This is a genomic window from Cupriavidus sp. 01L415 (genome assembly GCF_056400065.1).
In genome coordinates, this window is record NZ_JBFTSP010000014.1 from 92642 (window position 1) to 106035 (window position 13394).

The window sequence follows — 13394 nt, forward strand, 5'->3', positions numbered from 1 at the left end:
AGTGCTTTAATGCTTCGAAACAACGGCGCACATGTCCGGCACCGTCCCGGCGACATCGGGCAGGTATCCGGTAACCCGGGCAGCGATCGGGCTCCGATCCAGCGGGCAAGCGCGCCGTGACGACTTCAACGGTGGAAGAGACACATGACGGCTCACAAGAAGACGCCGGACGCGCTGCGCAGCGCGCGCTGGTTTGCCCCCGATGACCTGCGTTCGTCGGGGCATCGCTCGCGGATCATGCAGATGGGCTACTCGCCCGACGAGTGGATGGGCAAGCCGCTCATCGCCATCATCAACACCTGGTCCGATATCAACCCCTGCCATTCGCACTTCAAACAGCGGGTGGAAGACGTCAAGCGCGGCATCCTGCAGGCCGGCGGTTTCCCCGTGGAACTGCCGGCCATTTCTTTGTCGGAAAGCTCCGTCAAGCCGACCACGATGCTCTACCGCAACCTGCTGGCGATGGAGACGGAAGAACTGATCCGCTCCCACCCCATCGACGGCGCCGTGCTGATGGGCGGCTGCGACAAGACCACGCCGGGCCTGCTGATGGGTGCCACCAGCGCCGGCGTTCCGGCCATCTACGTGCCCGCGGGGCCCATGCTGCGCGGCAACTACAAGGGCAACGTGCTGGGGTCGGGGTCCGATGCGTGGAAGTTCTGGGACGAGCGCCGCGCCGGCAATATCAGCAGGACCGAGTGGATCGGCATCGAGGGCGGCATCGCCCGCAGCCACGGCACCTGCATGACGATGGGCACGGCCAGCACGATGACGGCCATCGCCGAGTCCATCGGCATGACGCTGCCCGGCGCCTCGTCGATTCCCGCCGCCGACGCCAACCACATCCGCATGTGTTCCGAAGCGGGCCGCCGCATCGTCGACATGGTCTGGGAAGACCTGACGCCGCAGCGCATCCAGACCCGCCAGTCGTTTGAGAACGCGATCGCCGTGGCGATGGCGATGGGCTGCTCCACCAATGCGATCATCCACGTGATCGCCATGGCGCGGCGCGCGGGCCACGACATCGGCTTGGACGACTTCGACCGCGCCAGCCGCCACGTGCCCGTGATCGCCAACATCCGGCCAAGCGGCGACAAGTACCTGATGGAAGACTTCTTCTATGCAGGCGGGCTGCCGGGGCTGATGAGCCGTATCCGCGACAAGCTGCACCTGGACGCGCCCACCGTCACGGGCCGCACGCTCGGCGAGAACATCGCGGGCGCCGAGGTCTACAACGCCGACGTGATCCGCACCGTCGACAACGCGCTGTACCAGGAGGGCGCGCTGGCCGTGCTCAAGGGCAACATCGCGCCGGACGGCTGCGTGATCAAGCCGAGCGCCTGCGAGAAACGCTTCTTCAAACATACAGGCCCCGCGCTGGTGTTCGACGACTATCCGTCGATGAAGGCGGCAGTGGAGCGCGACGACCTCGACGTCACGGCCGACCACATCCTGATCCTGCGCAACGCCGGCCCGCAAGGCGGCCCCGGCATGCCGGAATGGGGCATGCTGCCGATCCCGAAAAAACTCGTGCAGCAAGGCGTGCGCGACATGCTGCGCATGTCCGATGCGCGCATGAGCGGCACCAGCTACGGCGCCTGCATCCTGCACGTCTCGCCCGAGTCGTATATCGGCGGGCCATTCGCGCTGGTGCAGACCGGCGACCGGATCTCCGTGGACATCGAGCGCCGCAGCATCCAGCTGGAAGTCTCCGACGAGGAACTCGCACGGCGCCGCGCGGCCTGGACGCCGCTGCCCCCGCGCTATGCGCGCGGCTACGGCTGGATGTTCTCGAAGCACATCCGCCAGGCCAACGACGGGTGCGACTTCGACTTCCTGCAGACCGATTTCGGCGCTCCTGTCGACGAACCGAGCATCTACTGATCCCCTGACCTCACCGCCCCCACCGCAATGACCCAGCTCACCCCTTCCCTGCGCGACGCGCTGAAGACCGTCAGCACCGCCACGCTATGCACCGCGCTGTTCAAGCGCGGCCTGCGCAACCAGTTCATCCAGGACGTACGACCGCTGAATCCGAACGGCGCCACGATGGTGGGCGAGGCCTTCACGCTGCGCTACATCCCCGCGCGCGAAGACCTCAACCCCATCACGGTATTCCAGGACCCGAACCACCCGCAGCGCCAGGCCATCGAGCAATGCCCGCCGGGCGCGGTGCTGGTGATCGACAGCCGCAAGGATGCGCGCGCGGCATCGGCCGGATCGATCCTCGTCACGCGACTGATGCAGCGCGGCGGCGCGGGCATCATCACCGATGGCGGCTTCCGGGACTCGCCCGAGATCGCCCAGATGGCGATGCCCGCCTACCACCAGCGACCGTCGGCGCCGACCAATCTGACGCTGCACCAGGCGCTGGAATTCAACGTGCCGATCGGCTGCGGCGACGTGGCCGTATTCCCCGGCGACGTGGTGGTGGGCGATGCCGAAGGCGTGGTCGTCATTCCGCGCCACCTGGTCGAAGAGATCACCGCCGAGGCCGTGGAGATGACGGCGTTCGAGGACTTCGTCACCGAGGAGGTCCGCAACGGCCGCTCGATCATCGGCCTGTACCCGCCGACGACGGAACAGGCGCGCGAAGATTTCGCGGCATGGCGCAGCGCGCGCGGCCGCTAAGGCTCACCCCATCCTTTCCATAAAAACACGGCCGGCACGACCGGCTCGCAGGAGACACGCATGACCCAATGGCAACGCACCCTGGTGCGCGGCGCCCTCGCCTTGTCCGCGCTGGCGGCAGGCATCGCCACCACCGCACCGGCTTACGCCGCCGACAAGTGGCCGTCCAAACCGATCACGTGGGTCGTGCCGTTCGCGGCGGGCGGCTCCACCGATATCGTCGCGCGCAGCATCGGGCAAGAGCTGTCGCGCGCGCTGGGCCAGCCGGTGGTGGTGGAAAACCGCCCCGGGGCGGCCGGTGCCGTGGGCGCGGGCTACGTGGCGCGCGCGAAGCCGGATGGGTACACGCTGTTCGGAGGCACCATCAGCACGCACGCCATCAACGCCAGCCTCTACAAGAACCTGTCCTATGACCCGGTGAAGGACTTCGAGCCGGTCAGCCTAGTCGGCTACGTGCCCAACGTACTGATGGTCAACGCCGACCTGCCCGTGAAGACCGTGCAGGAGCTGATCGCCTATGCGAAGAAGCAACCGGGCAAGCTGAGCTTTGCGTCGTCGGGCGCGGGCACGTCCACGCATCTGGCGGGCGAGCTATTCGCGGACCTGATCCACGTGCCGATGACGCACGTGCCGTACAAGGGCAGCCCGCAGGCCGTGCAGGACGTGGCCGCCGGACTCGTGCCATTCCTGTTCGACCAGCTGACGGCCGGGGACGCGATGATCCGCGCGGGACGTCTGCGCCCGCTGGCGGTCACCTCGCCGAAGCGTTCGGCCCTGCTGCCCAACGTGCCGACCATGGCCGAGGCCGGCGTGTCCGGTTTCGAGATGGTGTCCTGGCAGGCGCTGTACGCCCCGCACGGCACGCCGCGCGCCATCGTGGACCGGCTCAATGCGGAAGTGGTGCGCGCGCTGAAGCAGCCCGCGGTGCAGGAGCGTCTGTCGAAGTCGCTCGGCATGGAAGTGGTCGGCAGCAGCCCGGAGGAACTGGCCGCGCTGATGAGCAAGGAAATCCCGCGCTGGGCTGCGCTGGTGAAGAAGTCCGGCGCAAGCGCGGAATAGCACGCGACGGCTGTGCGGATCGATCCGCGCAGCCGTTCACGTCATCGCCCGCGTCATTGCCCACGCCCACTTCATCGCCCGCAGATCACGACACAGGAGTCAAGACATGATCAGCCGTCCTCTGGTTCGCCCGCTCCACGCCTTCGCCCGTGTTGCCGTCACGTTGCTCGCCGCGACGCTCGGCGCCGCCGCCTACGCCCAGCCCGCCACGACCTGGCCCACCCGCGCGGTCACGATCATCCTGCCGTTCACGCCGGGTGGCGGTACGGACATCGCCACGCGGCTCGTCGCGCAGCGGCTCTCGCAACTGTGGGGCCAGCCGGTGCTCGTCGACAATCGACCCGGCGCCGCCGGCAATGTCGGGCTCGAACTCGCCGCGCGCGCCAAACCCGACGGCTACACGCTGGTCGCCGGCAACGTCGGCACGCAATCGATCAACCCGTTCCTCTACAAGAAGCTCTCGTACAACCCGGATGGCTTCGTGCCGGTCAGCCTGATGGCCGAATTGCCGTTCGCGCTCGTGGTCACGCCCGGCCTGCCCGCCAAAACGCCGAAGGAACTGGTGGCGCTGGCCAAGTCCAAACCCGGCAAGCTGACCTTTGCCAGCTCCGGCACCGGCGGCTCGCCGCATCTGTCCGGCGAGATCTTCAAGGTGGCCACCGGCACCGACATGCTGCATGTGCCCTACAAGGGCGGCGGCGCGGCGATGACCGACCTGATGGCCGGCAACGTCGACATGCTGTTTGCCTCCGTGCTGGAAACCGCCGGCCATGTGAAGGCCGGCAAGCTGCGCGCGCTGGCCGTGACCAGCACGGTGCGCTCGCCTGCCATGCCCGAGGTGCCCACGCTTGCCGAGGCCGGCATCCAGCGTGCGGAATCGGGATCATGGGTCGGCCTGCTGGCGCCGGCCGGCACGCCGAAAGACATCGTCGACAAGATCGCGGCCGGCGTGAAGCAGGTGGTGGCCATCCCCGAGGTGAAAAAGCAGCTGATCGATCAGGGCGCGATCCCGGTGGGCAGTACGCCACAGCAGTTCGCGGAGCTCATCGCCAATGACCGCAAGCGTTACGCAAGGATCATCGCCGATAATCACCTCAGCGCGGACTGACGACACTCCGCGCCGACGCATCCTCCAAGACAGCCTCCAAGACAGGACTCTTCTCGCATGAAACCTCGCCTCCTGCAGCACGGCCGGCTCCCCGAACAGACGGAAGCCCGGCTGGCCGAACATTTCGATGTACACCCGTTCTGGGCCGAGACCGATCCCGCCGGCTATCTGGCGCAGCACGGTGGCGAGTTCGTGGCGATGACCGCGCGCGCCGCAACGGGCGTGGATGGCAAGATGCTGGCCGCGCTGCCCAACCTGCGCGTGATCTCCAGCTTTGGCGTCGGACTGGACAAGCTGGACCTGGACACGGCGCGTGCGCGCGGCATCGCCGTGGGCTACACGCCCGACGTGCTCAACGACTGCGTGGCCGATATCGCCTTCGCGCTGCTGATGGACGTCGCACGCCAGGTCAGCGCGGCCGATCGCTTCGTGCGGCGCGGCGCATGGCCGAAGGGCCCGTATCCGCTCACCACGCGCGTCAGCGGCAAGCGGCTCGGCATCGTCGGCATGGGCCGCATCGGCCGGGTCATCGCCAAACGTTCGAGCGGCTTCGACATGGAAGTGCGCTACTACGGCCGCAACCCGCAGGAGGGGCTCGACTACAGCTTCGAGCCCTCGCTGGAAGCGCTGGCGGAATGGGCGGACTTCCTCGTCGTGGCCACCTCCGGCGGCCCGGCCACGCGGCACCTGATCTCGGCCAGCGTGCTGCGCGCGCTCGGCCCGCAGGGCTACCTGATCAACATCGCACGCGGCACGGTGGTCGATGAAGCCGCGCTGGTCGACGCGCTGACCCACAAGCAGATCGCCGGCGCCGGGCTGGACGTCTTCGAGAATGAACCGCACGTGCCGGAGGCGCTGTTCGGGCTCGACAACGTCGTGCTGCTGCCCCACGTGGCCAGCGGCACCCACGAAACCCGCGCGGCGATGGCCAACCTGGTCTTCGAGAACCTCCAGAGCTTCTTCGCCACGGGCGCGGTGGTGAAGTCGGCGGTGTAGTCATTCGCCGGGGGTCTGTCGGGTGGATGCACTCGCCGGGCCCACTCATCAGGCCCACTCATCAGGCCCACTCATCGGGCCCACTCATTGGGCCCATTCATCGGGCCCATTCATCGATCCCGATCGCCAGCGCAATCCGGCAGCCTGAGCGCCGCAGTCACATGTGTAGCCGGGTCGACACAGGGCGGAAATACTGCCTGCACGCCCCGGCGCTACACTGGGTATTCCACTTCCAACGGAGCGTGCGATGCCCAATGCTTCCTCGTCGCCTCGACCGGAATCTCCGTCACGCCGCCGCCAGTTGCTGGCGGCCGGCCTGGGCGGCGCCGGCCTTGCCGCGCTGTCCGGCGCGGTGCAGGCGGCCGAACCCACGAATCCGGCAGCGGCCCCTGCCACCCCGCTCACCCCGCTCAGCCCGGTCGCCCCGGCCGCTGGCCAACCCCTGACGCAGACCGCGCAAACCACCGAAGGCCCCTTCTATTTCGATCCGGGCAAGGTCCGCCAGGACATCACCGAAGGCCAGCCCGGCGTGCCGCTTGAAGTCCGCTTCACCGTGGTCGACCCGCACGGCAAGCCGCTTGCCGGCAAACGCGTCGATCTCTGGCACTGCAACGCCACCGGTGTGTACTCCGGCTATGCGGGCCAGAGCGATGAGCGCGGTCACGCCGTGTCCACGCGCGGACAGACCTTCCTGCGCGGCAGCCAGCCGGTGGGCGCCGACGGCGTTGCCATGTTCCGCACCATCTATCCGGGCTGGTATGCCGGCCGCGCCACGCATCTGCATATCAAGGTGCTGAACGGCAATCGCGCCATGCTGACGACCCAGTGTTTCCTGCCCGATGCGCTGAGCGAATACCTCTACACGCAATTGGCGGGATACAAGCGCAGCCGCCTGCGCGAAACGCTGAACAGCAACGACGGCATCGCGCTGATGGCCGGCGAGACCACGCTGGGCGCCGTGCGCGAGGCGAAGGACCGCTACGTGGCCACGTTGACGCTGGTGGTGGGCACGGCGGCGGCGGCGCCGCACGAGTCCGCCCCTGGGCCGATGTCGGACGGTGGCAGTCCTCCGCCACCTCCGCCGAGCCGCGGCGCGCATGACGCGCCGTCGGCAGGCTCTGCCCGAGCCGCCGCCATCGTGCCGGGTACGCGGCTCTAGCCGGTCACCGCCGCCAGTCACCGCCAATCAGCGCGGCTTGAAATCGCGCTGTGCCGGAGCCGTCTGACCGGTGCCGTACTGGTAGTCGCCCGCCGCACCGTCGTCCGGCATGTCGAGTTCGATCACCAGCCCGCCGGGCAGCATCACGAAGATCTGCAGCGTGCTGTCCGCCGGCACGCGCGCGACGCGGAACGGATAGGGGCTGTTGCGCAGCTGCTCGATCACCGGTGCGGCCGGGCCATCGCTGCGAAAGGCGATATGCCCGACCTGCAGGTCGCCAGCCCGTGCATCGAGCCGGGCATCGTCGACGGCGTGGATCACGGCCTGATCGCCCGCATACAGCCACTCGCCCGGGAACGGAAACGGCGGCCGGTAGCCGGGCCGCAGCCCCATGATGTCGCCGAAAAAGCCATCCAGCACCTGCCGGCCACCGGCGGAGACATTGAGATGGTCAAAGCGCCAGGTGGGGGCGTCGGGTTGGTCGTGGGTCATGCGTGTCTCCTTGACGGAAGCGGAGGGCGGAAGGACGCCTGGATCGTTTCGAGGCGACCTCTTCAGGCAGCCACCTGCCACGCAGGATAGTCGCCATATCCGCGGTCATCGCCACCAAACAGCGTGTTGCCATCGAGCGCGGCCAGCGGCAGGTTCTCGGCCAGCCTGCGCGGCAGGTCGGGATTCGCCACGAACGGGCGGCCAAACGCCACGAGATCGGCGTAGCCCTTCGACAAGACCCATTCCGCACGCGCGCGGTCGTACTTGCCGGCGACGACAATCGGGCCGGCAAAGCGCGCTCGCACGCCCTGGCGGAAGTCTTCGGTGAATGCCGGGGCATCGTCCCAGTCCGCTTCCACCAGATGCAGGTAGCCGATGCCGCGCTGCTGCAGGAAGCTCGCCGCATCGAGGATCGTCGGCAGGATGTCCGGGCAGGCCATGCCGCGCGCGGTCAGGAACGGTGCCAGTCGGATCGCGGTGCGCGCCGCGCCGGCCTCGAGCGCCACCGCATCCACCACCTCCTTCAGGAAGCGCAGGCGGTTCTCGCGCGACCCGCCGTAGGCGTCGGTGCGCTTGTTGGAGCTGGTGCGCAGAAACTGATCGATCAGGTAGCCGTTGGCGCCGTGGATCTCCACGCCGTCAAACCCTGCGGCCATCGCGTTGCGGGCGGCGCGGCCGAAGTCGGCGACGATGCCGCGGATCTCGGCCTCCGTGAGCGCGCGTGGCGTCGGGCAATCCACCATCGCGCCGGCGCCCGTGGCCGGGTCCACCTTCCAGATCTGGCCGTCGAACGGCACGGCCGACGGCGCCACAGGCAACGCGCCCTCATGGAAGTCCGGATGCGACATCCGGCCCACGTGCCAGAGTTGCAGGAAGATGCGTCCGCCGGCCGCATGCACGGCATCCGTCACAGTGCGCCAGCCGGCCACCTGGTCGGCGCTGTGGATGCCCGGCGTAAAGGAATAGCCCTTGCCCTGCGGCGAGATCTGCGTCGCTTCCGTCACGATAAAGCCGGCGGAGGCACGCTGGGCGTAGTAGCGGGCATTCATCGCGGTGGGCACATCCCCCGGCTGGGCGCTGCGCGCACGGGTCATCGGCGCCATGACGATGCGGTTCGAGACCGGCTGGCCGGCCACTGAAAAAGGCGAAAACAGTCGCGAAGTATCAGACATGATCGGTAATTGTTAGCTATGCTCCCCAACAGCGGGACGCTTTTCGTGGTCCAGGGCCTCACTCTAGATGCCAATATCCGGGCGATAAACGCCCTGGGACGGGTAACACTTTCAAATCCGGTTTGTGAATGGGACGGCGCAGCTTCCAGAGGACTCCCGATGCACCGCAGCTGGTTTCTGGCGTTGACGATCGTATTGGCCACCCTGGCCACGCTGTTCCCGGTGGGGATCGGCGTGTTCATGGCCCAACTGGAAGCCAACCGGCGCGAGGCGGATCAGTTGAGCGTGTTCGCGGATGCCGCGCTCAAGCGCGCCGAACTGGTCATGACGCAGGCCACGAGCGCCATCGAGGAAATGGAGGTGCTGCGTGAGGAGCCCTGCTCGCCGGCCCACCTGGTCCAGCTGCGCCGCATCGCCTACAGCTATCGCCATATCCAGGATGCCGGCATTTACGGCGGCGGCCAGCGCCGATGCTCGGCACTGCTGGGCCCGGTCGAGACAAAGGGCCTGACGCTGCCGCCGCCCGACTGGCGCACGCCGGACGGGATGGAATACTGGTTCGACCTCGCCAACCCGTTCAGCGCGCCGCGCCGGGCCATGCTGATCGGCCGCAATGGCAGCAATGTTTCGCTGGACCCGCAGACCTTTGTCGACGTGGTCGATCGCGACGCGCGCATGCTGGCCGTGATCAACACGGAAGCGGGCCGCATCTTCGCGGCCTCGCAGGGCGCCAACCTGAAGCGGATGCAGGAGGCCTACGCCGACCACACGTACGGTGCCGGCACCGGCGCCACGCACGACGACGACGCGGCCGTGGTGCTGCGCCGCTCGCGCGTCATGCCGCTTGCGGTCGTGGTACTGGCGCCGCGCGCGGTGCTGCTGGCCAACTGGAAGGCGCTGCTGACAGGCGGGCTGGCGGTCGGGCTGGCGGCCGGGCTGCCCCTCGGCGTGCTGGTCTGGCGCCGCGCCACGCGGCGCTTCAGCCTGGAGGGCGAACTGCGCGGCGCGGTGCGGCGCCACGAAATGGCGGTGCACTACCAACCCATCGTCGCGCTATCCGACAACCATTGCGTCGGCGTGGAGGCACTGGTGCGCTGGCGCCGGCATGGACGCCTGGTGCGGCCGAACCTGTTCATCCCGATGGCGGAAAACGCCGGCCTGATCCAGCAGATCACCGACCAGGTGCTGGAGATCGTACTGACGGAGCTGGGCACGATGCTGCGCCGGCATCCGTCGTTCTACGTGTCGATCAACGTCGGTGCCGAAGACCTGAAAAGCCAGCGCTTCCTGGGCGTGCTGACGGCGCGGCTGCGCGGCACCGGCATCACGCCCGAGCAGATCCGCATCGAGGCCACCGAGCGCGGCTTCCTGGAACCCGACGTGGCGCGCGACACCATCCAGGCGTTTCGCGACGCCGGCCACCCGGTCTATATCGACGACTTCGGCACGGGCTATTCGAGCCTGTCGTACCTGCAGAGCTTCAAGGTCGACGCGCTCAAGATCGACAAGTCCTTTGTCGACACCATCGGGCAGGAGGCGGCGTCGAGCACCGTGGCGCCGCACATCATCGCGATGGCGCGCTCGCTCGGCCTGCAGGTGGTGGCCGAAGGCATCGAGGACAGCGCGCAGGCCGACTTCCTGCGCGAACAGGGCGTGGATTTCGGGCAGGGCTGGCTGTTCGGGCGCCCGGTGCCGGCGGTGGAGCTGGCGAAACTCCTGGCCAAATCCATGCCGCAAGCCGCGGCGTGACGCTAGAATCGTCGCCACATCCATTTCAAGAACACGCGCCGACATGTCCCTGCCAACCCTGTTCCTGACCGCGGCCGGCGTCGGCCTGGCGGTTGCCGCCCCCGTGGGCCCGATGGGGATGCTCTGCATCCGCCGCACCCTGACTGAAGGCCCGCGCGCGGGCCTCGCCATCGGCTTCGGCATCGCGTGCGGGGACGCTGTCTACGGCCTGGTGGCCGCGCTGGGGCTGGTCAGCGTGTCGCAGTTCATGCTGGCCTACGACAAGCCGCTGCATCTGGTGGCCGGCCTGTTCCTGCTGTACCTGGGCCTGCGCACGTTCTTCCAGAAGCCCGCCGAGCAGGCGGCCACGCTGCGCGGCAATGGCACCGGGCTGCGGTCGTTTGCCAGCGCATTCCTGCTGACGCTGACCAACCCGCAGACCATCATCATGTTCGCCGCGCTGTTCGCCACGCTGGCCCCGCGTGGCGCGTTCTCGACGAGCATCGCGATGACGACCGTGCTGGGCGTGTTCTTCGGGTCCATCGCCTGGTGGTGCGTGCTGGTGACGATGGTGTCCGGCGCACGCCATGCACTGGGACTGCGCGTGCGGCAGTGGATCGACCGCGCGGCCGGCTTTGCGCTGGCCGCCTTCGGCGTGGCGGAGATCCGGCGGGCGATGTAACGCCGCCGCCAGCGAACCAAGACAAAGGGCCGGTTTCCCGGCCCTTTGTCATTGCGGCGTGCAGGCGGACAACACTTGCCCTACCGCTTGTGCTGCTGCTCTGCTTGCCACGTTGCTTGCCGCGGCAACAGGCGCGACCTCTTATTCCGCCTTCGCGCCGGAGTCCTTGGCCACCTTGGTCCACTTGGTGGTTTCGGTCTTGATGAAACCGGCCAGCTGCGGCGGCGTCATGTCGCCAGCGGTCACGCCCTGCTCCTCGAAGCGCTTCTGCACGTCCGGCTGCTTCAGCACCTTGACCAGCTCCGCGCTCATGCGCTGCCGGATCGCTTCCGGCGTGCCATGCGGCGCCATCAGCGCGTACCACGTGGTCACCTCGTAGCCAGGCACGCCGCTTTCCGCCACCGTGGGCACGCCCGGGTACGCCGCCGAGCGCCGGGCCGTGGTCACGGCCAGCGCCTTGACCTTGCCGCTCTTCACATGCGGGTTGGCCGACGGGCTGGTCTCGATGGCCATCTGGATCTGCCCGGCGATCAGGTCGGTCATCATCGGCGCGCCACCCTTGTACGGCACGTGCGCGATGTCCGTGCCCGTGGCCGCGCGGAACAGTTCGCCGGACAGGTGCTCGGTGCTGCCGATGCCGGCCGACCCGTAGTTCACCTTGCCCGGATGCGCTTTGATATAGGCGATCAGCTCCTGCACGGTCTTGGCCGGAATCGACGGATTGACCAGCAGGACGTTCGGCGTGAGCGCCACCATGCCGATCGGCTCCAGGTCCTTCTGGAAGTCGTACGGCAGCGTCTTGTAGATACCGGGCGCCATGGTGTGGGCCACGGTGGCCAGCAGGAAGGTGTAGCCGTCCGGATTGGCGCGCGCCACGATGGACCCGCCAATCGTGCCACCCGCGCCGGGGCGGTTGTCCACCACCATCGGCTGACCCAGCCCTTCGCCGAGCTTCTGGCCCACGGCGCGGCCGATGATGTCGGTGGTGCCGCCCGAGGCGAACGGCACGACCAGCGTGATTGGCTTGGACGGCCAGTTGTCCGCCGCGAAGGCGACGGCGCCGGTGGATACGAGGGCGGCGCCAACGAGGGCCTTGAGCGCCGTGCGGCGCGCAGCGGTAGTCATCTTGCGGGTCTCCTGGGAATCATTGGAATTCTTGGCGAGGTGGCAAGGCCATCCCTGGCCCGGGTTGCCCCTTTTTCGCATTGCCCAAGACTGTACGGAGGTCTTGCCGCGCACACCAGCCCCGCTGCGGCGGGAGGTCTTCAGGATTTGTGAAGGGTCGCGCCCGGCCACCGGCCGGCGGTAACCAGCCCGCGCGCCACGGTGTCCAGCACCCCGCGCGCCGCCAGGCCGGCGGGCGACAGTTCGTCATCGGACAGGCTGACCAGCAGGTTCGGGCGTTGCACCCCGGCGTCGGCAATCTCGATCAGCGCGAGCGGATCGCCCAGATGGCGCGCCACGGCGGCCCCGGGCTGGATCGTGGCCCCCAGGCCCGCCCGCACGGCATCCATCAACACGGCCAGGCCGTCGATTTCGGCCACCACATTCAGCGGGCGCTGGCCGCGCGCGAGCGCCGCGTTCAGCACGGCGCGCAGCCCGTGGGCACCACTGGGCAGGATCAGGGGCAGATCGCCAAGCTGATCCAGGCGGACGGAATCCGTGGCCGGCAGCCCCGGCTGATCCGGGCGGGCGATCACGAACAGGCGCTCTTCCAGCAGCGGCGTCACGCTGCGGCGCTGGCTGGGCTCCAGCTGGAACAGCACGGCAAGATCGAGCTGGCGCGCGCCGATCATCGTCGCCAGGTTGCCGGACAGGCTTTCCACCAGGTGCAGGCGGATGTCCGGATAGCGCTCGCGCATGGCCACCATGAACGGCGGGCCCAGCACGGCCAGCGTGGTCGGCGCCATGCCCACGCTGACATGGCCCGACAGCCGCGCCGTGCGTGCGGCGCGCGCGGCATCGTCCGCATGCCGCAGCGCCAGTTGCGCCTGGCGCCAGAACGCCAGCCCGGCGTCCGTAGGCACCACGCCACTCGAAGTACGCTGCAGCAGCCGCGTGGAGAGCTCGCTCTCCAGCCGGCTGATCTGCTGGCTCAGCGCCGATGTGACCACGCCCAGGCGCTGGGCCGCCTGCCCCATGCTGCCAAGCTCCACCACGTGGACAAAGTAGCGCAGTTGCCGCAGTTCCATTTCCCCTCCCCGTCGAATCCAGCCGGTATTGTGCCTGTGGCGAAAAGGTCGCGCGCCGCGCGCCCCGTCGGGTGCCATCGCAAGTCGTGTGACGGCTCCTGCGTGTCCGGATCGTCACGTGTCGATCCCGTGTGGTGGAACCTTGCGGATGACATGCGGATGACATGCGCATGAC

At 68.3% G+C, this 13394-nt stretch carries 12 protein-coding genes; 8 read left to right on the plus strand and 4 right to left on the minus strand.

The window, feature by feature from the left end:
- Positions 1 to 144 precede the first annotated feature (144 nt).
- The 6 genes from araD to AC1DOX_RS19890 all read left to right on the plus strand — a co-directional run bounded on the left by araD (position 145) and on the right by AC1DOX_RS19890 (position 6953).
- Entirely contained in the window at positions 145 to 1884 is a 1740-nt protein-coding gene (gene araD, locus AC1DOX_RS19865; protein ID WP_441622118.1) for an L-arabinonate dehydratase, read from the plus strand.
- 27 nt (positions 1885 to 1911) lie between these two features.
- Entirely contained in the window at positions 1912 to 2631 is a 720-nt protein-coding gene (locus AC1DOX_RS19870) for a ribonuclease activity regulator RraA (protein ID WP_441622120.1), read from the plus strand.
- Positions 2632 to 2691: 60 nt separating this feature from the next.
- Positions 2692 to 3690, plus strand: a complete 999-nt coding sequence (locus AC1DOX_RS19875) for a Bug family tripartite tricarboxylate transporter substrate binding protein (protein WP_092136834.1) — start codon at positions 2692 to 2694, stop codon at positions 3688 to 3690.
- 106 nt (positions 3691 to 3796) lie between these two features.
- A complete protein-coding gene (locus AC1DOX_RS19880; RefSeq protein WP_441622122.1) occupies positions 3797 to 4798 on the plus strand; it encodes a Bug family tripartite tricarboxylate transporter substrate binding protein in 1002 nt (333 codons plus the stop codon).
- A gap of 57 nt (positions 4799 to 4855) precedes the next feature.
- Positions 4856 to 5794, plus strand: coding sequence for a 2-hydroxyacid dehydrogenase (locus AC1DOX_RS19885; protein WP_441622124.1), 939 nt, complete (start codon positions 4856 to 4858; stop codon positions 5792 to 5794).
- Between the two features lie 247 nt (positions 5795 to 6041).
- The gene (locus AC1DOX_RS19890) at positions 6042 to 6953 is read left to right on the plus strand and encodes an intradiol ring-cleavage dioxygenase (RefSeq protein WP_441622126.1); all 912 of its coding nucleotides are present in this window, start codon (positions 6042 to 6044) and stop codon (positions 6951 to 6953) included.
- 27 nt (positions 6954 to 6980) lie between these two features.
- On the opposite strand, the gene AC1DOX_RS19895 is transcribed toward AC1DOX_RS19890, so the two are convergent.
- Positions 6981 to 7445, minus strand: coding sequence for a VOC family protein (locus AC1DOX_RS19895; protein ID WP_441622128.1), 465 nt, complete (start codon positions 7443 to 7445; stop codon positions 6981 to 6983).
- A 62-nt stretch (positions 7446 to 7507) separates the two neighbouring features.
- Entirely contained in the window at positions 7508 to 8617 is a 1110-nt protein-coding gene (locus AC1DOX_RS19900; protein ID WP_441622130.1) for an alkene reductase, read from the minus strand.
- Between the two features lie 159 nt (positions 8618 to 8776).
- Between AC1DOX_RS19900 and AC1DOX_RS19905 the strand changes: the two genes are divergently transcribed.
- Positions 8777 to 10366 carry an EAL domain-containing protein gene (locus AC1DOX_RS19905; RefSeq protein ID WP_441622132.1) on the plus strand — a complete coding sequence of 530 codons (1590 nt, stop codon included), beginning with the start codon at positions 8777 to 8779 and terminating at the stop codon, positions 10364 to 10366.
- A gap of 43 nt (positions 10367 to 10409) precedes the next feature.
- Positions 10410 to 11027 (plus strand): LysE family translocator, encoded by a 618-nt coding sequence (locus AC1DOX_RS19910; protein ID WP_477112510.1) that lies wholly within the window; start codon positions 10410 to 10412, stop codon positions 11025 to 11027.
- A 141-nt stretch (positions 11028 to 11168) separates the two neighbouring features.
- Here AC1DOX_RS19910 and AC1DOX_RS19915 read toward each other — a convergent pair whose 3' ends face one another.
- Both AC1DOX_RS19915 and AC1DOX_RS19920 read right to left on the minus strand, forming a co-directional pair.
- On the minus strand, positions 11169 to 12152 hold the full coding sequence (locus tag AC1DOX_RS19915; RefSeq protein WP_092136827.1) for a Bug family tripartite tricarboxylate transporter substrate binding protein: 984 nt from the start codon (positions 12150 to 12152) through the stop codon (positions 11169 to 11171).
- Between the two features lie 140 nt (positions 12153 to 12292).
- Positions 12293 to 13219 carry a LysR family transcriptional regulator gene (locus AC1DOX_RS19920; RefSeq protein ID WP_092136826.1) on the minus strand — a complete coding sequence of 309 codons (927 nt, stop codon included), beginning with the start codon at positions 13217 to 13219 and terminating at the stop codon, positions 12293 to 12295.
- Positions 13220 to 13394: the final 175 nt, after the last annotated feature.

What these genes read in the sequence shown, in the direction of transcription:
- araD (WP_441622118.1), top strand. Translation starts at nt 145, where the DNA reads ATGACGGCTCACAAGAAGACGCCGGACGCGCTGCGCAGCGCGCGCTGG.
- AC1DOX_RS19905 (WP_441622132.1), top strand. Translation starts at nt 8,777, where the DNA reads ATGCACCGCAGCTGGTTTCTGGCGTTGACGATCGTATTGGCCACCCTG.
- AC1DOX_RS19875 (WP_092136834.1), top strand. Translation starts at nt 2,692, where the DNA reads ATGACCCAATGGCAACGCACCCTGGTGCGCGGCGCCCTCGCCTTGTCC.
- AC1DOX_RS19895 (WP_441622128.1), bottom strand. Translation starts at nt 7,445, where the DNA reads ATGACCCACGACCAACCCGACGCCCCCACCTGGCGCTTTGACCATCTC.
- AC1DOX_RS19920 (WP_092136826.1), bottom strand. Translation starts at nt 13,219, where the DNA reads ATGGAACTGCGGCAACTGCGCTACTTTGTCCACGTGGTGGAGCTTGGC.
- AC1DOX_RS19885 (WP_441622124.1), top strand. Translation starts at nt 4,856, where the DNA reads ATGAAACCTCGCCTCCTGCAGCACGGCCGGCTCCCCGAACAGACGGAA.
- AC1DOX_RS19890 (WP_441622126.1), top strand. Translation starts at nt 6,042, where the DNA reads ATGCCCAATGCTTCCTCGTCGCCTCGACCGGAATCTCCGTCACGCCGC.
- AC1DOX_RS19880 (WP_441622122.1), top strand. Translation starts at nt 3,797, where the DNA reads ATGATCAGCCGTCCTCTGGTTCGCCCGCTCCACGCCTTCGCCCGTGTT.
- AC1DOX_RS19870 (WP_441622120.1), top strand. Translation starts at nt 1,912, where the DNA reads ATGACCCAGCTCACCCCTTCCCTGCGCGACGCGCTGAAGACCGTCAGC.
- AC1DOX_RS19915 (WP_092136827.1), bottom strand. Translation starts at nt 12,152, where the DNA reads ATGACTACCGCTGCGCGCCGCACGGCGCTCAAGGCCCTCGTTGGCGCC.
- AC1DOX_RS19910 (WP_477112510.1), top strand. Translation starts at nt 10,410, where the DNA reads ATGTCCCTGCCAACCCTGTTCCTGACCGCGGCCGGCGTCGGCCTGGCG.
- AC1DOX_RS19900 (WP_441622130.1), bottom strand. Translation starts at nt 8,617, where the DNA reads ATGTCTGATACTTCGCGACTGTTTTCGCCTTTTTCAGTGGCCGGCCAG.